14 protein-coding genes and 1 pseudogene are annotated in these 20,574 nt (G+C 68.2%); 12 read left to right on the forward strand and 3 right to left on the reverse strand.

Annotated features, from left to right (window positions below; genetic code table 11):
• Window positions 1-19 precede the first annotated feature (19 nt).
• Window positions 20-838: an oxidoreductase gene (locus tag ACWD0J_RS32265; RefSeq protein ID WP_451499398.1), complete on the reverse strand. Its 819-nt coding sequence runs from the start codon at window positions 836-838 to the stop codon at window positions 20-22.
• Between the two features lie 803 nt (window positions 839-1,641).
• On the opposite strand from ACWD0J_RS32265, the gene ACWD0J_RS32270 reads away from it, so the two are divergent.
• The 3 genes from ACWD0J_RS32270 to ACWD0J_RS32280 all read left to right on the forward strand — a co-directional run bounded on the left by ACWD0J_RS32270 (window position 1,642) and on the right by ACWD0J_RS32280 (window position 4,622).
• The gene (locus ACWD0J_RS32270; RefSeq protein ID WP_451499399.1) at window positions 1,642-1,863 is read left to right on the forward strand and encodes a hypothetical protein; all 222 of its coding nucleotides are present in this window, start codon (window positions 1,642-1,644) and stop codon (window positions 1,861-1,863) included.
• Window positions 1,864-2,413: 550 nt separating this feature from the next.
• On the forward strand, window positions 2,414-2,725 hold the full coding sequence (locus ACWD0J_RS32275) for a hypothetical protein (protein ID WP_451499400.1): 312 nt from the start codon (window positions 2,414-2,416) through the stop codon (window positions 2,723-2,725).
• A 343-nt stretch (window positions 2,726-3,068) separates the two neighbouring features.
• The gene (locus ACWD0J_RS32280) at window positions 3,069-4,622 is read left to right on the forward strand and encodes an AMP-binding protein (RefSeq protein WP_451499401.1); all 1,554 of its coding nucleotides are present in this window, start codon (window positions 3,069-3,071) and stop codon (window positions 4,620-4,622) included.
• 621 nt (window positions 4,623-5,243) lie between these two features.
• Here ACWD0J_RS32280 and ACWD0J_RS32285 read toward each other — a convergent pair.
• The gene (locus tag ACWD0J_RS32285; RefSeq protein ID WP_451499402.1) at window positions 5,244-6,089 is read right to left on the reverse strand and encodes a hypothetical protein; all 846 of its coding nucleotides are present in this window, start codon (window positions 6,087-6,089) and stop codon (window positions 5,244-5,246) included.
• Between the two features lie 229 nt (window positions 6,090-6,318).
• On the opposite strand from ACWD0J_RS32285, the gene ACWD0J_RS32290 reads away from it, so the two are divergent.
• From ACWD0J_RS32290 to ACWD0J_RS32300, 3 genes are all read left to right on the forward strand, one after another.
• On the forward strand, window positions 6,319-6,618 hold the full coding sequence (locus ACWD0J_RS32290; RefSeq protein ID WP_451499403.1) for a hypothetical protein: 300 nt from the start codon (window positions 6,319-6,321) through the stop codon (window positions 6,616-6,618).
• 1,082 nt (window positions 6,619-7,700) lie between these two features.
• The gene (locus ACWD0J_RS32295) at window positions 7,701-9,785 is read left to right on the forward strand and encodes a cellulase family glycosylhydrolase (RefSeq protein ID WP_451499404.1); all 2,085 of its coding nucleotides are present in this window, start codon (window positions 7,701-7,703) and stop codon (window positions 9,783-9,785) included.
• 90 nt (window positions 9,786-9,875) lie between these two features.
• Window positions 9,876-11,264, forward strand: coding sequence for a cellulase family glycosylhydrolase (locus ACWD0J_RS32300; RefSeq protein WP_451499405.1), 1,389 nt, complete (start codon window positions 9,876-9,878; stop codon window positions 11,262-11,264).
• A 301-nt stretch (window positions 11,265-11,565) separates the two neighbouring features.
• Here ACWD0J_RS32300 and ACWD0J_RS32305 read toward each other — a convergent pair whose 3' ends face one another.
• Window positions 11,566-12,591: a LacI family DNA-binding transcriptional regulator gene (locus ACWD0J_RS32305; RefSeq protein ID WP_451499406.1), complete on the reverse strand. Its 1,026-nt coding sequence runs from the start codon at window positions 12,589-12,591 to the stop codon at window positions 11,566-11,568.
• A 406-nt stretch (window positions 12,592-12,997) separates the two neighbouring features.
• On the opposite strand from ACWD0J_RS32305, the gene ACWD0J_RS32310 reads away from it, so the two are divergent.
• The 6 genes and pseudogenes from ACWD0J_RS32310 (at window position 12,998) to ACWD0J_RS32335 (ending at window position 20,533) form a co-directional block, all read left to right on the forward strand.
• Window positions 12,998-13,642, forward strand: a complete 645-nt coding sequence (locus ACWD0J_RS32310; protein WP_451499407.1) for a lytic polysaccharide monooxygenase auxiliary activity family 9 protein — start codon at window positions 12,998-13,000, stop codon at window positions 13,640-13,642.
• 235 nt (window positions 13,643-13,877) lie between these two features.
• Complete coding sequence (locus tag ACWD0J_RS32315) at window positions 13,878-15,422, forward strand: PQQ-dependent sugar dehydrogenase (RefSeq protein WP_451499408.1); 1,545 nt, start codon at window positions 13,878-13,880, stop codon at window positions 15,420-15,422.
• Window positions 15,423-15,561: 139 nt separating this feature from the next.
• Entirely contained in the window at window positions 15,562-16,551 is a 990-nt protein-coding gene (locus ACWD0J_RS32320) for a fibronectin type III domain-containing protein (RefSeq protein ID WP_451499409.1), read from the forward strand.
• A 118-nt stretch (window positions 16,552-16,669) separates the two neighbouring features.
• Window positions 16,670-16,920: pseudogene (locus ACWD0J_RS32325) on the forward strand (transposase); the annotation flags it as partial.
• 425 nt (window positions 16,921-17,345) lie between these two features.
• Window positions 17,346-19,577 (forward strand): MMPL family transporter, encoded by a 2,232-nt coding sequence (locus ACWD0J_RS32330; protein ID WP_451499410.1) that lies wholly within the window; start codon window positions 17,346-17,348, stop codon window positions 19,575-19,577.
• Between the two features lie 425 nt (window positions 19,578-20,002).
• Complete coding sequence (locus ACWD0J_RS32335; RefSeq protein ID WP_451499411.1) at window positions 20,003-20,533, forward strand: SGNH/GDSL hydrolase family protein; 531 nt, start codon at window positions 20,003-20,005, stop codon at window positions 20,531-20,533.
• Window positions 20,534-20,574 lie beyond the last annotated feature (41 nt).

Below are 20,574 nucleotides of genomic sequence, written 5' to 3' on the forward strand. Positions count from 1 at the left end.
GTCGCGTGGTTGGGGGGTGTCAGGCGGCGGGCAGGCGGTTGAGCTTGCGCAGCTGTGTGTCGAACATGCGGGTGGGGACGATGCGGCGCATGGTGCGGACGTGTCCGGTCATCGCGCCGGCGGTGTAGCGCAGCTTGGGCTTGGCGTCGGTCGCGGCGGCGACGATCTCCTTGGCGGCGACGGCGGGGTCGTTGCCGTCCTTGACCGCCTGGGCCATGTACTCCTCGCAGACGTGCCGCTGGTTGGCGTAGACGTCCAGGGGCTGGCCGGGGCGGACGCTGGCCGCGTCGAAGGCGGTGCTGGTCCAGGCGGGTTCGACGAGCAGGACGCGTATGCCGTACTCGCGCAGTTCGTGGTCGACAGACTCGGAGTAGCCCTCGATGGCGTGCTTGGAGGCGGCGTAGACGGCCATGTAGGGCTGCGGCATGAATCCGACGATGGAGGAGATGTTGATGATGCGTCCGCTGTGCCGGGCGCGCATGTGGGGCAGGACGGCGTTGATCATGCGGATGACGCCGAAGTCGTTGATGTCGAAGGGACCCTGCGCCTGGGCGGCGGAGGACTCCTCGGCGGCGCCCGCGGAGCCGATGCCGGCGTTGTTGACCAGGACGTCGATCCGTCCGAACCGGTCGATGACCTCGCCGACCGCAGCGGTCACCGACGCGTCGCTCTTGACGTCGAGGTCGAGGAAGGTCACGCCCTTGATCGGGGTGACGTGCGCGGTGTTGCGGCTGGTGCCGACCACCTCGTGGCCGGCCGCGGCCAGCGCGAGGGCGGCCGCCTTTCCGATACCGGAGGATGCGCGCGTCACCAGGGCTACCGGCCGTGTCGTCGCCACGTCGAACTCCTGACTCATTGAATGGATGTCGTCATGCTGCCGATGGGGGATCGCGGTACCGGACACGGGCGAGGGCGATGCTCACACCTGTCCCCGTCGACCACGACAACCGTCGATCAGTTTCACTAACGTATCAGATAGTGAATCAATAGCAACAGTAGAGCATCAGTTATGAGAGAATTCGTTTCGTCCACGTATCCACTACGGTGGGTCAAGTGATGGACCGGCGGGACGGTGGATCGACCTGGAGCGAGCGCTGCGTGTCGATGCGCACGGTTTCTGGAGGCTGCCGAGCGGGCCCTCCCCCAGGACGCGAACGCCTCGATGGAGCAGACCGCCGAGACGCCGGGGCTGACCAGGAGCCCAGGACGCGCGGCGGCGACGTAGCCGAAATGGCGAGGTCGAGCAGGGCGCGGCACGCGACGTGCAGCGCCGATCCGTCAGCCAGGGTCGTCCAGGTCGCATCGCCGTGCGTGGAGGCGGTCGGGGGAAGGACAGGGTTGCGGTCGCTGTTCTTCGACGAGATCACGGTCAAGGGCCACGTGTCCAGGATCCTTGCCGGACTGCGCATCGATGACCGGATTCAGACCGTCGTCATGGCCCACGAGAGCGGACTGGTTCGCCCTGGTGGATGACCCCTTAGAGCCTCAGGGATGACGCCCGACGACGAGACCGCTCTCTACATTCACGGCATTCGATCATGCGCGGATTCCTCTGCGGCTCGGGTCGCTACCAGAGGGCCGCCCGCTTGCAATACCGCCCCGCCCTGCCCCACCCCATGCTTCTCTGAAGGAGACAATTTCATGCGCAAGAAGCTCGCGCTTTTCGCCGCGGGTGTCGCGGTGGCCGCCGGTGCCGGCCTCGCGACCGCTGGTTCCGCTCAGGCCGCGACCTACTACGAGACTCAGGAGGAGTGTCAGGCGGCGCTGAGCCAGCGGGCTGACGCGGCGCAGTTGAGTTGCCTCCAGAGCTGGGGCAATGCCCCCGCAGGCTGGTTCATCAACGACGCTTCCGCCCAAGGATAGTTGCGGCATAGAGCTCGTGACGCGGTCTAGTTGAGATGCGCTGGCCGGGCGTGACCGATGTGACGATTCGGCCGTCCGGGAGGGCATGAGCGCTCGACCCGTGGATCGTGGCTGACGACTTGCGGATGCTGATCGAGCCGCTCAACCGAATTCCATGACGCGTTCTCACCCTGGCCTGCTGCCTCATTTTCTGGAGACGCAAGAAACACTGATCGTGATCGTGTTACGAGCTCTAAACGCAACGCCGTCGCACTCGGCGGGACGCCACCCCAGCCGCGATGGCTGCCTCCTGAGCGAGCGGCTCGTCGCGCTCGACGCACAGCAAGATGCGGACCCTGTGCGACGAACCGACCGGTCAAATGGCGGCCCGGCTAGGACAGTTCAGCTGCCGAGGCTAATGATGTCTGGATTGCTCCGTACCTCCATCCTCGCAGCTGCCGTAATGCGTACTCGCTGAATCTCGCACGCCCACGTCAACACCGGATACCGCTCTCTTGGAAAATGGATGGTGGATAGTTCCATGCTTCCCCTCAGGAAGAAAATCACTACGGTGGCACTGTCCCTCAGTGTCGTCCTCGGCATCCTTGGTTCTCCCGGGATAGCCAATGCCGCCGACTCCGTGCAGCTACGGGTGTGCGACACCGGGCACACTCCGATTACGTTCTGGCTGGCAGGAACGAACCAGAATGGAACCTCGGTCAATTCCCGGACCTGGGACGTGGCGTCCGATAGCTGCACCGTCGCCGCAAAATACTGGTGGAAGCTGAATACCGACCTTTCAGTCCACTACAAGCGGCCCGGCGCCGAATGGAAGACTGAGTATGTGCAAGTCTCGGAAAGCCCTGTCTCCCTCTTCTCGTAATCACCCCTCGTAGAGCGGTTCACCAGCCAAAAAGGCCCCGGGCGGGCCTCGGTAGCCACAAAGGCCCAGGGCGGGCCTCGGTAGAGCATCCGGCCCGCTCCAGACAACTGAAGCGATCTCGGTACCGAAGTGACGCCTTCCGCGACCATCTGACAGCCCCGCTGTCAGACGGTCACCGAATGACACCGTGCATTGCCACCAGCTTGGAACTGCGGCGGCCGATAGAAGAGCAATGCCACGGTCGAGGAAAGCTCCGAGCTGCTCTGGCCCGCACCCGGATCATTTTGAGCGCCCACCTTGGGGTAATCGGACCAGCCGAACCTTCGCACGACAGAACAGGGCTATGAATTCAATCGAAAATTACACCGTCAAGGTGCTGGACCGGCTGAAAGGGGCCGGCCGTCGAGATGCGATCATCTCAGGCACGCGCCGAATCAGCGGTACGGAGGTATTCAGGACGGTTCTCCGGTACGCCACAGCATTGCGGGATGCCCGGTTGGGAAACGGCGACGGGGTCGCCCTCTTCGTGGCGAACTCGCCCGAAGCTTCGCTACTGATGCTGGCCGTACACTTCGCGGGCTGTCGGCTGGTCTTTGTACCGCCCGAGCCCGGCAACAGCGAGCTGGAAGCGTTCATCCAACGTGCCCAGGTCAAGGCGCTGTTCTTCGATGCCGAATTCGAGGAAAGGGCCCGACAGATCACCGGCCGGGTCGATATTCCGCACATCTTCAGTATCGGCCGGTCGTCGCTGGCGACGGACTTCCTTGCCGTGGCCCCGGACAGTACCGACCTCGTGCCGAACGAGGCAGCCGACGGCCGCCATATCGCGACGCTGCTCTACACCGGCGGCACCACCGGGACGCCCAAGCTGGTCACGCACCGCAGCCCTTACTACGAGGCTTTGACCCGTGTGTCCGGGAGGTACGCTGACGAAGTATCAGCCGAACCAAAGATGCTCGTATGCACTTTGATAACGCACACCAGTGGCCACCTTGCCTTCCTCATAGGCCTCTTGACCGGTGCCACAGTCGTACTGCTGAGGACATTCGACGCTGGTGCCGTCCTGTCCGTGATGCGCACCCAGCGCATCACCGCGATGATGACGGTGACGCCGATGTTGTACGAACTCGTCGACCATCCAGGCCACCCCGCTGACGGATTCCCATCGCTGAAAACCCTCTTCTATACCGGTGCGGCCGCGGCTCCCACCCGGCTGCGGCAGGCAATCGGACGCTTCGGTCCCGTGCTGCACCAGATTTACGGGGCGTCCGAGAATGGCCTGGTCGCCGAACTCACCCCGCAGGAACACGACCTGACACGGCCGGAGTCCCTCACCAGTTGCGGGCGCCCGCGCCCTGGAGCCGAGGTGGAGCTGCGAGATGATGACGGCAGACCCGTGCCGGTCGGGCAGGTCGGTGAAATGTACGTGCGCAGCGGTACCGTCATGGACGGCTACTGGAACGATCCTGAGCGTACAGCCGAAGTCCTGGGCGCCGATGGCTGGTTCCGCAGCGGTGACCTCGCCCGCCAGGACGGCCAGGGGTACCTGTACCTGGTCGACCGGGTGAAAGACATCATCGTGACCGGGCGGACCGCCGATAACGTCTACTCACGCCTCCTCGACGATTTCCTGATCTCGCTCCCCACGGTGAAAGACGCGGCCACCATCGGCCTGACCGGGGACGACGGCAGGGAGAAGGTGCACGTGGTGTTCGTGCCGCAGGACCCTGCTCGTGTCCCGGACCTTGCTGCGCTGACCCGCCAGATCACTCATGCGCTCGGCGACCTCTATGCCCCTGCCTCATATTCGGTTGCTGCCTCTCTCCCCCGAACCGCTGTCGGCAAGACCGATAAGAAGGCCCTGCGCGCAGCGCTGCTGACCGCCGAGTTGGTGTAGGCCGCTCAGTGCGGCGGCCACCACGAACCCATGCTCGATCGACTCCAAGTAGCCGTTTCCGCCGACGCTCGGCATCTGCCCGCAACGGTCGCCCCTACCGACCGGCCCGAGCACTGCACGGCGCGTACGGCCCATCCGCTGGCGCTGAGCGTCGCCTGCGTGGGCGCGCTCACCGCGCCCGGGGGTGATGCCGAGCGGGCCGTGGGCTTCCGGCGGAGCCCGCAGGGGGCCACTCTGAAAACGCTCAGTGAGGTCCGGCCACACGATCGTGTACGCCCGGCTCCCGTCCCGTCGGACCATCTCCTGGACTCGAATGTCATCCAGGACAATCACGCTTCGCACATGCCCCTCCCGCCGCATCCCGATGCGACGAACAGGCTTGCCGAGATCGGTAAACGAGAACGGGAAAGCCCTATAGACCACCCCGACGAGTGACCCCACCACTCACAGCACAGTCGGTAAAGTCGCCGATCTGCACCTGCCGTGCGGTGCCGGCCTGGGCGGGGGTGCGGGTGACAGGCACGGCCGTGTGGACAAGGCCGGGCCAGGCGGCTGGGCCGGTGTAGTCGAGCTGGCCCTGCAGCGCGGGGTCGGCCCACTGCAGGCGGGAGCGTCGGGTGATCACCCAGAAGGCGTTTGGCAGGAGCCACACCGTCCGCTGTACCAGGTGCTCCAGGTGCTCCAGGTCGCGGCGGGTGCGGTCGCCGATGTCCTCGAATGTGTCGAGCAGGACGACCGGCGCGACGCGTTTGCCTTGGGGGAGGCGGGCGAGCTCCCACGCCGCAGGTGCGGGCAGAACGACAAGGCGCCAGGTCGGGTTCGACTTCCAGCAGGTCCGCCAGCCGGGTGCAGCCTGCCAGGGACCCGTACGGTCTGGCGGCGTTCGCGCAGCGCGCCGATGAGGGCGCCGGTGACCTGGCCGATGGCTGAGCCGATGGTGCCGGGCAGCACGAGTGCCTGGGCGACGTCGGCGAGTGCGGACTGCATCTGCTGCGGCATGGCCTGTCCGAACCGGGAGCCGAGACCGCCGCGGCGCAGGTACTCCTCCAGGGGCTCGCCGGGGTGGTTGGCCTCCCAGTAGCGGCGCAGCGCCAGGTCGAAGGCGGGCAGGGGACGACCGATCCGGGTGAGGGCGGCCCGGATCGTCAGCACGATCTGCTCGAAGTCGGTGCCGGCGGAGCGGGCGAGATCGATGCGTACCGGCAGGAGCCGGTCGGCCGGCCACCCGGGCTCGCCCCACTGGGAAGGCCGCCGTCCGGCGTCGGTGAGCGCCGCCTCCAGCATTCGCGACAGGGTCGTCTTGCCGATGCCGCCCACGCCGTGGAAGACGAGTACGTGGTTGCGGGGCGCTTCGAGGTCCTCTGCGTTGAAGCCGGGTGCGCTGATGTGCTGGAGGTGCTCGGTGACCGCGGCCGCGACCGTCTCCCACTGTGAGGAGCGGTTGGTGAAGGCCTCGTCAGCCTGCACACTTGCGGTCGTTCGTACTGAACAGGGCCCTGAGATCTCGGCCTGTCACGTCCACCCCGAAAGATGATCATCAGCAGGGTCAGCCTATGCCCGCGCTGCGGGGTTTGTGAGGTCCGCCCTGCCGTCATGGCCAGGCAGAGCGGCGGGTTCAGGCCTGCCCGCGCGCTTGAGGACCAGGAGGGCACCGGGCCGGGCAAGCGGGCCGAGAGGACAATGGCGACTCCCATTCATGATCAAGATCAAGGGGGTTGCCCTATCCAACACAGCTGAGCCCGACTTCTCCGGCCTGGAAGGCGGCGAGGAGCAAGCGGCGGAGGATGCCGTCCAGGAGGTGGTGAACTGGTACAACACCCAGATCATCGCGGAGCACCGCGCACCAGTGCCCGACGAGGAGCGGATCGAGGAACTGAAGGCCGGCCGTCAGGCCGCGCTCGCCGACCAGGCGCAGCTGGTGACCGCCGACCCGGAGGAAGCCGACCGGATCGCCGCCGTTTACACGGCGCGGCTGAAGGAGCTCAAGGAGTCGTAGCCCGGGTCCCGAAGCGGGACGGGCAGGGGCCAGAGCCGGTCGATGCGAAGCTGGCTGCACCCGAGGCCGCATCAGGGGCCGGGCGAGAGCGGCGATCTCGTCCCGCTCAGCCCGGTGCTGCGAGAGCGCCCGGCGCAGCGGGCGGTCAGCGTGACTGTCCCGGATTTCCCGGGGTCGACCGGCGACGCGACACCGGACGCCACACCTACGCCGAGTCCGCAATGATCCCTGCATGATCGGGCAGCGCCTGCCAGTCGGCTGGAGAGGCCCGTGATTCTGTGTTGCGTGAGGTTCGTGGCTGTTTGAAGCCATGGATCAGGGGCGGTTGGCAGTCGGACCAGCGTGCATGTGGCGCCAACGCCGACCGCGACCGGCAATGCGACTGCCCGCGAGCGGCGCTGCCGCACGCAGCAGTTGCTCGCCCACCCGGCCGCAGCGGTGCCGAACGCAGTGGAAGCTGGTCGCTGACATAGCCGCACAACGGATTGCCCGGCCAGGCAGCGCCGTGCTCTACAGGCGGCGTTGACCCACAGCGTGCGGACTCGGAACGACGGCCTTCCCCGGCATGCCGCCGAGGCGAGAGGCGGAGAGTGACGCGAGCGGCCACCCCGAACGGCGCGGAGCGGGTAGGCAGTACGCCGCCTCACGCGAGGACCAGTGCGGGTGCCCCTTCCGTCGGCAGCGGGGCGGGGCCGGCCACGGGGGTGGGAGGACGCTCGGGGTGACGAGCTCGACGGCGTCGCGGAACGCAGTGCGTGGACTGCGGTCTCGCTGAACTGCGGCGGCCCGCGCGATGGCCCGAACTCCCCACGGCTAGACCACGTTTCCTCCGTGGCCGTCACCAGCCGCCGCTGCCGCTCGTCCGATAGCGGCAGCCACACCGCACGCTGCAAAGCGAGTTGTTGGCCGCTTCGGTTCAAAAGGTTGACAGCCCTCAAGGCGCCTGGCTTCATGAACAGCGCGCAATTTTGGGAGCGCTCCCATCGCTGTTCAGTGCTTCTTGTTCTGGCCATGCGACAGAAAGGGACATCGTGGGACTGTCATCACGGCGGGGCCGCACCGGGCCATTCCGGCGTATCCAGGTGGTGCTCGCTGCGGCGCTGACCACAGGATTGCTGTTCGGGACCGGCCCAGCGCTCGGGGCAGAGCAGCGCCCGGCCCCCGCGCGCAGCGAGGCGGCCGTCGCCGCACCCGGCGACGACTGGCTGCACACCAAGGGCAACAAGATCGTTGACGCGAACGGCGACGAGGTCTGGCTCACCGGTGCCAACTGGTTCGGCTTCAACGCCGGCGAACGGGTCTTCCACGGACTGTGGTCCGGCAACATCACCGACATCACCAAGTCGATGGCTTCCAGGGGCATCAACATCGTCCGCGTGCCCATCTCCACCCAGCTCCTCCTGGAGTGGAGGAACGGCCAGGCCGCCGTCCCGAGCGGCGTCAACGCCTACGCCAATCCCGAGATCGCGGGCAAGACCTCCCTGGAGGTCTTCGACCACTGGCTCGCGCTGTGCGAGCAGTACGGCATCAAGGTCATGCTGGACGTACACAGCGCCGAGGCCGACAACTCCGGCCACATCTACCCGGTGTGGTGGAAGGGCACCATCACCTCCGAGGACTTCTACACCGCCTGGGAGTGGGTGACCGCCCGCTACAAGAACGACGACACCATCGTCGCCATGGACGTCAAGAACGAACCGCACGGCACGGCCGGCACAAGCCCACGCGCCAAGTGGGACGGTTCGGCGGACCAGGACAACTTCAAGCACGTGTGCGAGACCGCGGGCAAGCGGATGCTCGCCGTCAACCCCAACCTGCTGGTGCTCTGCGAGGGCATCGAGATCTATCCCAAGGCCGGTGTGAGCTGGACCTCCACCACTCCCACCGACTACCACTCGACCTGGTGGGGCGGCAACCTGCGCGGCGTCCGGGACCATCCCGTGGATCTCGGCGCGCACAACGACCAGCTCGTGTACTCCCCGCACGACTACGGGCCGCTGGTCCACCAGCAGCCCTGGTTCACCGGTGACTGGAACCGCACCACGCTCGAGCGTGACGTCTGGGACCCCAACTGGCTCTACCTGCACAAGGAGAACAAGGCCCCGCTGGTGATCGGCGAATGGGGAGGCTTCCTCGACGGCGGCCCGAACCAGAAGTGGATGACCGCACTTCGGGACCTCATCGTCGAGCACCGGATCCACCAGACGTTCTGGTGCCTCAACCCCAACTCCGGTGACACCGGCGGCTTGTTGCTGGGCGACTGGAAGTCCTGGGACGAGGAGAAGTACGCGCTGCTCAAGCCGGCGCTCTGGCAGCACGGCGGGAAGTTCGTCAGCCTCGACCACGAGGTTCCGCTGGGCGGTGCCGGCAGCACCACCGGCATCAGCCTGAGCGAGGTGTACGACGGGCCGACGGACCCCGAGGACACCCAGGCACCCACCGTCCCCACCGGTCTGGCCAGCACCGCCAGGACCTCCACCAGCGTTGCGCTGTCCTGGACGGCGTCGACCGACAACACCCGGGTGTCCGGGTATGACGTCTACCGGGGAACGACCAAGGTGAACGCGGCACCGGTGACCGGCACGACCTACACCGACACCGGGCTCTCGCCCTCCACGGCGTACAGCTACACCGTGCGGGCCCGGGACGAGGCAGGTAACGTCTCCGCTCCCTCGGCGGCGCTGAACGTGACCACGGAGTCGTCGGACACCCCGTCCGGGGCCGTGAAGGTGCGGTACAAGAACAACGACAGCTCCGCGACGGACAACGCCGTCCGGCCCTCCCTCCACGTCGTGAACACCGGCAGCTCCGCCGTGCAACTCGACGCCGTCGCGGTGCGCTACTACTTCACACGCGACGGATCGGCCTCCGTGAGCGCCTGGTGCGACTACGCGGCCGTGGGCTGCGCGCAGGTCAAGCTCCGGGTCGTACCGCTGGCGACAGCCGTCTCGGGCGCGGACGCCTATCTGGAGGTGAGCTTCACGGGCGGCTCGCTGGCCGCCGGCGGCAACACCGGTGACATCCAGTTGAGGATGAGCAAGGCGGACTGGTCGGACTTCAACGAGACGAACGACTACAGCCGTACGACCTCCACGACGTACACCGACGCACCGGCCGTTCCCGCATATACCGGCGCGACCCTGGCCTGGGGCACGCCCCCGGCCTGATCCGCCACACAGCGAACAGGGCGGAGCCCATCCCCACCCTGTTTTGGGAGCGCTCCCATTTCAAGCTCTATCGGCATACGAGGAGAGAGTGTGAAACGTCTACTGGCCCTACTGGCGACCTGCGCGATGGTCCTGGGCCTCACCGTGCTCGTCAGCCCACCGGCGGCGGCCGCCACGGGCTGCAAGGTCGACTACACGATCACGAACCAGTGGTCGGGTGGTTTCCAGGCCGGGGTGAAGGTCACCAACCTGGGTGATCCCGTCAGTGGTTGGACCCTGAAGTGGACCTGGCCCGACGGTGGGCAGAAGGTGACCCAGGGATGGAACGCAACCTGGTCGCAGTCCGGCTCCACGGTCAGCGCCACCAACGTCGACTGGGACCGCACCCTGGCCACCGGCGGCGCCGCCGACCTGGGATTCACCGGAACGTTCACGGGCGCCAATCCGAAGCCCGCCGCCTTCACACTCAATGGCGTGGCCTGCACCGGCTCCATCGGCGGCGAGGAGCCCCCGCCGGACCCGGATCCCGACCCGGGCACCGGTACCCCGGTAAGCATCAACGGGCAGCTCAAGGTGTGCGGCGTGTACCTGTGCAACCAGTACAACCGCCCCATCCAGCTGCGCGGCATGAGCACGCACGGCATTCAGTGGTTCAGCAAGTGCTACAACAACGCCTCCCTGGATGCGCTGGCCAAGGACTGGAAGTCGGACCTGTTCCGCATCGCCATGTACGTGCAGGAGAGCGGCTACGAGACCGACCCGGCGGGCTTCACCAGCCGTGTGAACAGCCTTGTCGACATGGCTGAGGCGCGCGGTATGTACGCCATGATCGACTTCCACACCCTGACGCCGGGCGACCCGAACTACAACCTCGAGCGGGCCAAGACGTTCTTCGCGTCCGTCGCCGCCCGCAACGCCGACAAGAAGAACGTGATCTACGAGATCGCCAACGAGCCCAACGGCGTGAGCTGGGCGGCCATCAAGAGCTACGCGGAGCAGGTCATCCCGGTCATCCGGGCTGCCGACCCGGACGCCGTCATCATCGTCGGCACACGCGGCTGGTCCTCGCTGGGCGTCTCGGACGGCTCCAACGAGACGGAGATCATCAACAACCCGGTCAACGCCACCAACATCATGTACGCGTTCCACTTCTACGCCGCCAGCCACAAGGACAACTACCGTGCCGCGGTGAGCCGTGCGGCCACGAAGCTGCCCCTGTTCGTCACCGAGTTCGGGACGGTGACCTACACCGGCGGGGGAGCGGTAGACCGCGCCAGCTCCACGGCCTGGCTGGACCTGCTGGACCAGTTGAAGATCGGCTACGCCAACTGGACCTACTCCGACGCCGATGAGGGCAGCGCGGCGTTCAAACCCGGCACCTGCAACGGCACCGACTACAGCAGCAGCGGTGTGCTGACGGAATCAGGGGCGCTGCTCAAGAGCCGCATCAGCACCCCCGACGCCTTCCCCACCAGCTGACCCCGCCGGGGGCTCCGGCCTTGCTGGAGCCCCCGCTCGCCGCACGGGGGCCAGTGCGGCTATCAGGGCGCAGGCGCGGCCGAGCCACAGGACGCCCTGGAGGGTGAGCGTGTCGACGATGACGCCGCCGGCCAGTGCGCCGAGGCCGATCGACAGGTTGAACACTGCGACCCACGGGGAGGAGGCCGCTGCCACCGCCTGCGGGGCAGCTTTGGTCATCCATGTCTGCAGAGCGGGGACCGGTCCGGCTCCGCGGGCCGGAGCCGGCAGGCGCCACGTGCGACGAGGCGGGGCGAGCGGGTCAGGCGGAGTCGCGGAGCACCAGTTCTGTGCGCAGGATGACATGTCGCCAGGCCACTCCCGAGTCCTCCATCTCCTCCAGAAGCAGCCGCACCATGGTCCGGCCGATCTCCTGGAGCGGCTGGCGCACGGTCGTCAATGTGGGGTCCGTACGCTGCGCCAGGAGGAAGTCGTCGAATCCGATCACCGCGACGTCCTGCGGCACTCGGCGGCCCGCCGCGCGCAGGGCGTCCAGCGCTCCGGCGGCCATGCTGTCCGATGCGGCGAACACGGCGTCGATCCCCGGCTCCCGCGCGATGAGTTCCGCCATCACCGAGCGGCCGCTCTGCTCGGTGAAGTCTCCTTCGGCGACCCAGGACGGTTTCGCGTCGAGGCCCGCGCGGTCCAGCGCCTCGCGGTAGCCGCGCAACCGGCACTGGGCGACGTACATGTCGAGCGGCCCGGTGATGGTCGCGATCGCGCGGCGACCGCTGTTCAGCAGGTGGGTGACGGCGTTTCGGGCGCCCCCGGCGTTGTCCGCGTCCACGTAGGTGATGCTCTCGTCGCCCGAGCGACGGCCCAGCATGACGGTGGGCACCCCCGCGTCCGCGAGCATGTCGGGCAGCGGGTCCTCGGCGTGCACGGACATCAGCAGCACGCCGTCGACCCGGCCGCCGCGCGCGTACTCAACGAAACGCTTGCGCTCCTCGCTCGTGCGTACCTGGGTGAGCAGCAGTTGCAGCGTGGTGTCGGTCAACGCGTCTCCGACGGAACGAATGGTCTCCGAGAAGAACGGCTCCGCGAATTTCCGCCAGTCGGGCTCCGTCATCACCAGAGCGATCGCGTCCGTACGGCGCCCGGCCAGCGACCGGGCCGCCAGGTTGGGTACGTACTCCAGCTCGGCGATCGCCCGCTGCACGGCGCGGCGCGTCGACTCCTTCACCCCTGCCACGTTGTTGATGACGCGGGAGACAGTGCCCCGCCCCACACCGGCGAGCGCGGCCACCTCCTCCAAGGTCGGCCCCGCGCCGGGGCGTTGCTTGCCCATGATTTCTCCCCCCACCCACGAGAAGACCCAATATTACGGCCGTGGCCGTCCGTGATCGACCGGCTTCGGCCTTCTGACACGCGCGCCTGGCGCAGGTCCGGGACGCCAGGCACACGGTCGGGACGGGAGGGCCGGCCGGGCACGGTGGATCGCGAGGTGTGCGCCATGGACCAGGGCGGCCACTCCTGCCGCAGCCATCGGGAAGGGCGGCCGCCCTCGCTCTGCAGTGGAGGGTTCGCGCCAGGTGGCGCGGAAGTGGCGCAAATGAGTGTTGCCGCTTTGTTTCACGACGCTCAATCTGGAGTTGGGAGCGCTCCCACTTACTTCGCTTCCTCTCCACGCCGTGACCCGGCATCCCCCCACGGGAAAGAAGGAGACCGTGAATTGTCATGATCACATCAGTAAGATGCGGCGCCGTTGGACGCTCGTTCTGAGCCTCCTCGCGGCGTTGCTCCTCGGCCTGCTCCCCTGGAGCGGCACCGCCGTCGCCCACGGCTCGGTCGTCGACCCCGCGAGCCGCAACTACGGCTGCTGGCTCCGATGGGGCAGCAACCACCTTGATCCGGCCATGGCCCAGCAAGACCCCATGTGCTGGCAGGCGTGGCAGGCCGACCCCAACGCCATGTGGAACTGGAACGGTCTGTACCGCAACGGTTCCGGCGGCAACTTCCAGGCAGCAGTCCCCGACGGTCAACTGTGCAGCGGCGGCCGCGCTGAGGGCGGGCGTTACAACTCCCTGGACACCGTGGGCGCCTGGAAGACCTCGGATGTCGCCGGCAACTTCACCGTGAAGCTGTACGACCAGGCCAGTCACGGCGCGGACTATTTCCTGGTCTACGTCACCCGGCAGGGCTACGACCCCACCACCCAGCCGCTGCGCTGGAGCGACCTCCAGCTGGTGGCCCGCACCGGCCGGTACGCGCCCAGCCAGAACTACTCGATCCCGGTCAGCACGTCCGGCTACAGCGGTCGCCACGTCGTCTACACGATCTGGCAAGCCTCGCACATGGACCAGACGTACTTCCTGTGCAGCGACGTGAACTTCCGCTGAGCTTACGCCCCATGGGCCGTCCCGCCGGTCGAGCTCGCGTCCGGCGGGACACCGTGCTGTGACACGCCACGGTGCTCTGGCAAACCCACGCGCCGCCCGAACATCAGGGCTGCCCGACCGGCCCCGAGAGGTGGCATACGCCGCGATGCGCGCGTCCGACGGGATACGCCACCGGGCCGCGTCCCCCGTATGCGAACACCACCGCCGAACGAGCGTTTCGACACCTGGAGCCGACATGCCAAGACGCCGCTGGACCGGGCCGCTCCTGCTGGCCCTCCTGTTGACCGCCCTCACCCCGCTGTCCGCCGCCGCGTCGGCCCCGCCCGCGGCGGCGGACACCGTCCGGACCCGCACGGCGGCCGACCCCGCGTCCGTCCCCCTGCCGTCGCTGCGGGCGACCACCACCCAGGTCGCCTCCGGCCTGAGACGGCCCACCGCCCTGGTCGCCCCCGACGACGGCACGGACCGGTTGTTCATCACCGAGAAGTCGGGCACCGTACGCGTCTACCACCCGGTCACCGGCCTGGCCCGGGACCCGCTCATCGACATCACGTCCGCCGTGGACGAATCGGGCAACGAGCGCGGCCTGCTCGGCATGGCCGTCCCGCCGGACTTCGCCGACAGCCACCACCTGTACCTGGCGTACACGGCACTGCCCGACGGTGCGGTCACGCTCGCCCGTTACCGCCTCGGCGATTCCCGCTTGGAGCCCCTGCTCTCCCAGCCACACGCCGAGTACAGCAACCACAACGGCGGCCAGCTCGCGTTCGGCCCCGACGGCAACCTGTACTGGAGCATCGGCGACGGAGGCGGCTCCGCCGACCCGTTGCGCGCCGGGCAGCGCCTGGACACCTTGCTGGGCAAGATCATGCGCATCGACGTCAGCCGCAGCTGCGGCCGGCTCGCCTACTGCGTTCCCGGTGACAACCCCTTCGTGGACACCCCCGGCGCCCGTGACGAGATCTGGCTGTACGGGCTGCGCAACCCGTGGCGGTTCTCCTTCGACGGCGCCGACGGCTCGATGTGGATCGGCGACGTCGGCCAGGGCCGATGGGAAGAGGTCAACCACCTCCCGCCCGGACAGGGAGGGCTGAACCTCGGCTGGTCCTGCTACGAGGGTCTGGAGAGGTTCCAAGGAGGCCACTGCGTACCCGGCGAGCAGCACACCGAACCAGTCTTCACCTACTCCCCGTACACCGGCGGCTGCTCGATCATCGGCGGCCACGTCTACCGGGGCCAGAAGTACGTCGGCCTCGTCGGCGGCACGTACATCGCCACCGACTACTGCTCGTCCACGGTCTGGGCGCTGCGCCCCGACGGTGAAGGCGGCTACGAGCAGGCGGAGATCGGGGAGATGCCCACCCAGGTGACGTCGATCGGCATGACCGTCGACGGAGAGTTCTATGTCGTCAACGACCTGCCCGGCGGCCTGCACCGGGTGTCCTTCGCGCGGGAGGAACCCACCTGTCGCGTGGATCGCACCGTGCGGACGTGGGGGACCGGTACGACGGTCGACCTGACGGTCACCAACACCGGCACCGTCCCGGTGAACGGCTGGACGTTGAGGTTCCCGTTGGCTCTGGGGCAGACCGTCACCTCCGACTGGAACACCGACCTGACGCAGGGAAGCAACACGGTCACGGCCACCGACGCCTCGCACAACGCCACGATCGCTCCCGGCGCGCACATCACCCTTGGCTACCTCGCCGGCCACACCGGTGACTCCTCGCCGCCGCCGCGGTTCACGCTCAACGGGGACGCCTGCGCCGTCGGCCGCTGAACGGTCCGCACCGGGGCACACCTCGCCGTCAACGGCGGGCCTACCCGCCCTCTTCTCCCCTTCTTCCGCCATCTCCGCCGATCGCGTGGTCCGGAAGGTTGACATGATCTGGTCCTCACTCCGGCCTCGGAGGAAAGCCATGCCCGTGTCCCGCACACCCGGGCTCCGGCCTGCCGTTCTCCTGTCCTGCTCCGTCGCCCTGCTGGCGCTCACGGCGTGCGGCAGCGATGACGAGCGGCCGCCTGCGGCCCCTACCGGGGTCACCGCGCAGTCCAGCAGTGCGACCACCGTCCACGTCATGTGGAAGCGGGTGAAGGCCGCCAAGGACGGCGAGACTGTGGAGGCGTACGAGGTCCTGCTGGCCGGGAAGAAGGTCAAGGAGGTCGACGCGGACCGCACCATGGTCGACATCGCCGGCCTGAAACCGTCCGCCGACTACGTGTTCACCGTCCGCACCCGAGACACCGCCGGCAACTACTCCACCCCTAGCCGCAAGGTCCCCGTCACCACCCTCACCGCGCCCGCCGAGGACGGCAGACCGCCGACCCGCCCCGGCCCGCTGCGCGGAGCGGCCGACGGATCGCGAGCCGCCGACCTGAGCTGGACCGCCTCCACGGACGACCAGCGAGTCGTCTCGTACGACATCTACCAGGGCGACGCGAGAATGCACACGGTCGACGGTGCGCAGACGAGGACCGTCCTCACCGGTCTCCGCCCGGGCACCGACTACGTCCTCACGGTGCGTGCCAGGGACGCGGCGGACAAGCTCTCCCCTGCCAGTGCACCTCTACGACTGACCACCGCTCAGGGCGAGGGCGGCGACGGGGCGGAGCCCGAGGACTTCCGGGCCTCGGTGCGCAAGGACCCGAAGGACAAGGCGTACTACCTGGACCTGTCGTGGACGCCGCCCCGGACGGACGCACTCGAGGCCGAGTACCAGGTCTACCTCGACGAGGTGTTCGTGACGACCTTGGCCGGGAGCGACGACGCGCCCGAGGAACGGGCGAGGCACACCGTCCACCTGGGCACGGAAGAAGGCAAGACGTACGCCGTGAGGATCAGACCGCGGTTGCCGGACGGCACCTGGGGAGCGTTCTCGACGGAGCGGACTGTCACGACGGGCAGCTGATGTCTCGACGGCGTGGTCAGCGGCCGCTGCGGGTCTGTGCAGCGAACGGCTCTGTCCCGTCAGCAAGGCCGTCCATCGCCGCCGTCCGCAGCTCTTGGGCATCATCGGCGTTGGGCCCGACAGTGCCGCTGCCCTGCTGATCGCCGCCGGTGACAACCCGGAACAGCTGGCCAGCGAGGCATCATTCGCCGCTCTGTGCGGCGTCAGCCCTGTCGAGCAGTCATCCGGAAAGACCCAGCGCCGGAGGCTCAACCGCGGGGCAACCGGCAAGCCAACGCCGCCCTCTACCGCATCCTCGTGACACGCGTCCGCCGTGATGCCCGCACCCGTCTCTATCGCGAACGACGCACGAAACAGGGCAGGTCGAAAGGACGCTCGGCCAAGGGCGTCATCGACTCCCACGACTGGATCACCAGCTGCTTCCTGCCCGCGTACGCGGTGGTCAGCTGCTTCGGCCGAGCCCGCCCGGCCGCTCCTGTTCAGGCCGGGCGATCGGCCGCGGACGATGAGCCGAGGCCGGTGCGGGGCTTCCGGCGGTTGCGCCCGCGCTGGCGGATCAGCAGGTCGCACGTGGAGTGCGTGACGATTCTCGAGCCTGCGCAGAAGGGCCGATGGTGTAGCGGGCTACACCTCTCTTCGGGGAGAGGTCTCCCTCGTGGCGGAGATCGTCTCGCGGAATCGTGGAGGACACCGAAGGAGCGTTCCTCACCGACCTCTGACCTGTACAGACGCGAGGGTGAGGCGGTTCTTCGAACCCTGTCATCCCGACCGCTGATCTGGAGGCTCCTCCCGCCATGGCAACTGTCCTGTATCACCTGGGCCGTGCGTCTTTCCGGTGGCGATGGTTCGTCGCCTTGTTGTGGGTGGCCGTACTGGGCGGCGTCGGCTTCGCCGCCTCGCAGGCGTCCACGGCCGAGGACGAGGGGTTCACCGCCCCCGGCATCGAGTCCCAGAAGGCGTTCGACCTGCTGGAACATCGCTTCCCCGGCTCCGTCGCCGACGCCGCGAGCGCCCGGATCGTCTTCGTCGCGCCCGGCGGTGAGAAGGTGACCGCGACAGAGAACAAGAAGACCATCGAGCACCTCGTCGACGCGGCCGCCGATGGCACGCAGGTCGCCGGTGCCGTGGACCCCTTCCAGGCCAAGGCGGTGAGCAAGGACGGCACGACGGCGTACGCGACGGTGACCTTCAAGGTGTCCGCGGGCGACCTGTCCGACGCGAGCAAGAAGCACCTGGAGCGCGCCGTCGACCAGGCCCGCGATGCCGGGCTGACCGTCGAGGTCGGCGGGAACGCTCTGGCCGAGCAGCCCGCGGCGGGCGGCACGACCGAGGTGATCGGCATCGCCGTGGCCGCGCTGGTGCTGCTGATCACCTTCGGGTCGATGGCCGCGGCAGGGCTGCCCCTGCTGACGGCGATCATCGGGGTCGCCGTCAGCATGACAGGGATCCTGGCGCTCTCCAGCGTGTTCGGCCTGTCCGACAGCACCGGCACCCTGGCCACCATGCTCGGCCTGGCCTGCGGCATCGACTACGCCCTGTTCGTGGTCTCCCGCTACCGGGAGGAACGCGCCAAGGGGCATGCACCGAGGGAGGCGGCGGGACTGGCCGTGGGAACGGCCGGCTCGGCGGTCGTCTTCGCCGGACTGACCGTCGTCATCGCGCTCGCCGGGTTGTTCGTCGTGGGCATCCCGATGCTCACCAAGATGGGTCTGGCCGCCGCGGGCGCGGTGCTGCTGTCCGTGCTGGTCTGCCTGACGCTCGTACCCGCCTTGCTGGGTTTCTGGCCCAACGCGGTGCTTTCGCGCGGGGCGCGCAGAAACTCCCAGCGCTACCGGAGGACGCAGCGCAAAGAGCACAACGGGGGCTCCCGGTGGGCGCGGACCGTCGTACGCCACCCGCTGCCCGTCCTGCTGCTCGGCGTCGTGGGCCTGGGTGCCGTCGCCGCCCCGGTCATGAACCTCCAGCTGGGCATGCCGGGTGATGAGGCCAAGCCCACCTCCACCACCGAGCGCCGCGCCTACGACGACCTCGCCAAGGGCTTCGGCCCCGGCGTCAACGGCCCGCTGACCGTCGTGGTCGACGCAAAGGGAGCCACGGACCCGAAGGCCGCCGTGGCGGTGATCTCGAAAGACATCGGTGCCACCGACGGAGTCGTGTCCGTGTCCGCGCCCCGCTTCAACTCCGCCGGTGACGCGGCGGTGTTCTCCGCCACCCCGTCCACCAGCCCCACGGACGAGAAGACCAAGGACCTGGTCAAGACCATCCGCGACGAGCGTCCCGGCATCGAGGCGAAGGCCGATGGCACGAGCTTCGAGGTCACCGGCAAGACCGCACTCGACATCGACGTCGCCGAGAAGGTGCAGGGCGCGCTCGTCCCGTACCTGGCGGTCGTGGTCGGTCTGGCGATCGTGCTCCTGCTGCTGGTCTTCCGCTCCCTGCTGGTGCCGGTCAAGGCGGCCCTCGGCTTCCTGCTCTCGGTGCTCGCCGCCCTCGGCTCGGTCGTCCTGGTCTTCCAGCAGGGCCATGGCGCGAGCCTGCTGGGGGTCGAGACCACCGGCCCGATCATGAGCATGATGCCGATCTTCCTGGTGGGCATCGTGTTCGGCCTGGCGATGGACTACGAGGTCTTCCTCGTCTCCCGGATCCGTGAGTCCTACGTCCATGGAGACGCGGCCAAGGTCGCGGTGATCTCGGGGTTCCGGCACAGCGCCCGGGTGGTCGTGGCGGCCGCGTTGATCATGATCGCGGTGTTCTCCGGCTTCGTCGGAGCCCAGGAGTCGATGATCAAGATGATCGGGTTCGGGCTCGCGATCGCGGTTCTCTTCGATGCCTTCGTCGTCCGCATGGCCATCGTGCCGGCCGTCCTGTCGCTGCTGGGCGACAAGGCGTGGTACTTGCCGCGCTGGCTGAACCGGCTGCTGCCGGACATCGACGTCGAGGGCGAGAAGCTCAGCCACAAGGTCGCCCCACACAGCGACACGACGCAGACCGAACAGCCGGTCACAGAGCCCGTCCCCATTCGCTGAACCCCGCAGACCGGGGCCGCCGGAGCGGCGACGGTCCCGACCGCGCCGAACCCCCAGGGGAGGAGGTCGGCGCGCTCCGGGCCCGGCGGTTCGAGCTTCCCCCAGCTCGCCGCCGGGCCCGGAGTCATTCCCCCTGGCGCTGCTCTGATCGGCATGACGCTCCTCGGTGAGCGAATCCACGGCGGCCTGCCCGGAACGCTCCTCGCCGCTACGGGTGCCGCGCTCGCGGGCCGCGGCGTCCTCCTGCTCGCTCGGCGCGCGGAAACCCGCGCGGCGCACGCACACCCCACCGGCTTCCCCACAGCGGACGGTTCGGAAGATGCCGTCCTCGCTCCCACCGCTCCGGCACCGCGGCCCCCGACAGCCGGCCGCCACCCTCACCCGCGCATCGCGGTCATGTCCGAACCGGAAGGCAGAACACCTTGATGACCACTCAGCTGCGAACCGCCCTGGCCGGCGTTCTCCTCGCCTGCGGAGCCCTGGCCACCGCGGTCGGCGTCGCACGCCACGACGGCGACGACAACCTCCCGACGGCGACGGCGACGGCGGCGCTCGCCGCGTCCAAGGGGCCATACGTCGCGCTTGGCGACTCCTACACCGCCGGCCCGATGATCCCCGGACATACGGGTACCCCGGCCGGCTGTGCCCGCTCCGACCACAACTACCCGTCCCTGGTCGCCCGCCAACTCGGCATCAGCGCATCCGAGTTCCGCGACATGAGCTGCAGCGGCGCGACCATCGCCGATCTCACCGCACCTCAGCGCACGGACGAGGGCACCAATCCCGCCCAGTTCACGGCGCTTTCCGCAAGGACCCGTCTTGTCACCCTCGGTATCGGCGGCAACGACATCGGATTCGGCACGATGATCAAGCGGTGCGTCGGCATGGGGGCCGTCTATCACGCCCTAGGTGTTCTGTCCCGGGAGGTTGTGGACGGTGACAGGGCTCACGGCTGATCGATCTTGAAATGGGTGAGGGCCTTCTGGCCTGGTGTGGA

Source organism: Streptomyces sp. NPDC003011 (genome assembly GCF_053591515.1).

Coding starts and splice junctions, on each gene's coding strand:
- ACWD0J_RS32305 (WP_451499406.1), bottom strand. CDS start 12,591: ATGGGCAAGCAACGCCCCGGCGCGGGGCCGACCTTGGAGGAGGTGGCC.
- ACWD0J_RS32335 (WP_451499411.1), top strand. CDS start 20,003: ATGACCACTCAGCTGCGAACCGCCCTGGCCGGCGTTCTCCTCGCCTGC.
- ACWD0J_RS32310 (WP_451499407.1), top strand. CDS start 12,998: ATGCGGCGCCGTTGGACGCTCGTTCTGAGCCTCCTCGCGGCGTTGCTC.
- ACWD0J_RS32330 (WP_451499410.1), top strand. CDS start 17,346: ATGGCAACTGTCCTGTATCACCTGGGCCGTGCGTCTTTCCGGTGGCGA.
- ACWD0J_RS32290 (WP_451499403.1), top strand. CDS start 6,319: ATGATCAAGATCAAGGGGGTTGCCCTATCCAACACAGCTGAGCCCGAC.
- ACWD0J_RS32315 (WP_451499408.1), top strand. CDS start 13,878: ATGCCAAGACGCCGCTGGACCGGGCCGCTCCTGCTGGCCCTCCTGTTG.
- ACWD0J_RS32320 (WP_451499409.1), top strand. CDS start 15,562: ATGCCCGTGTCCCGCACACCCGGGCTCCGGCCTGCCGTTCTCCTGTCC.
- ACWD0J_RS32270 (WP_451499399.1), top strand. CDS start 1,642: ATGCGCAAGAAGCTCGCGCTTTTCGCCGCGGGTGTCGCGGTGGCCGCC.
- ACWD0J_RS32280 (WP_451499401.1), top strand. CDS start 3,069: ATGAATTCAATCGAAAATTACACCGTCAAGGTGCTGGACCGGCTGAAA.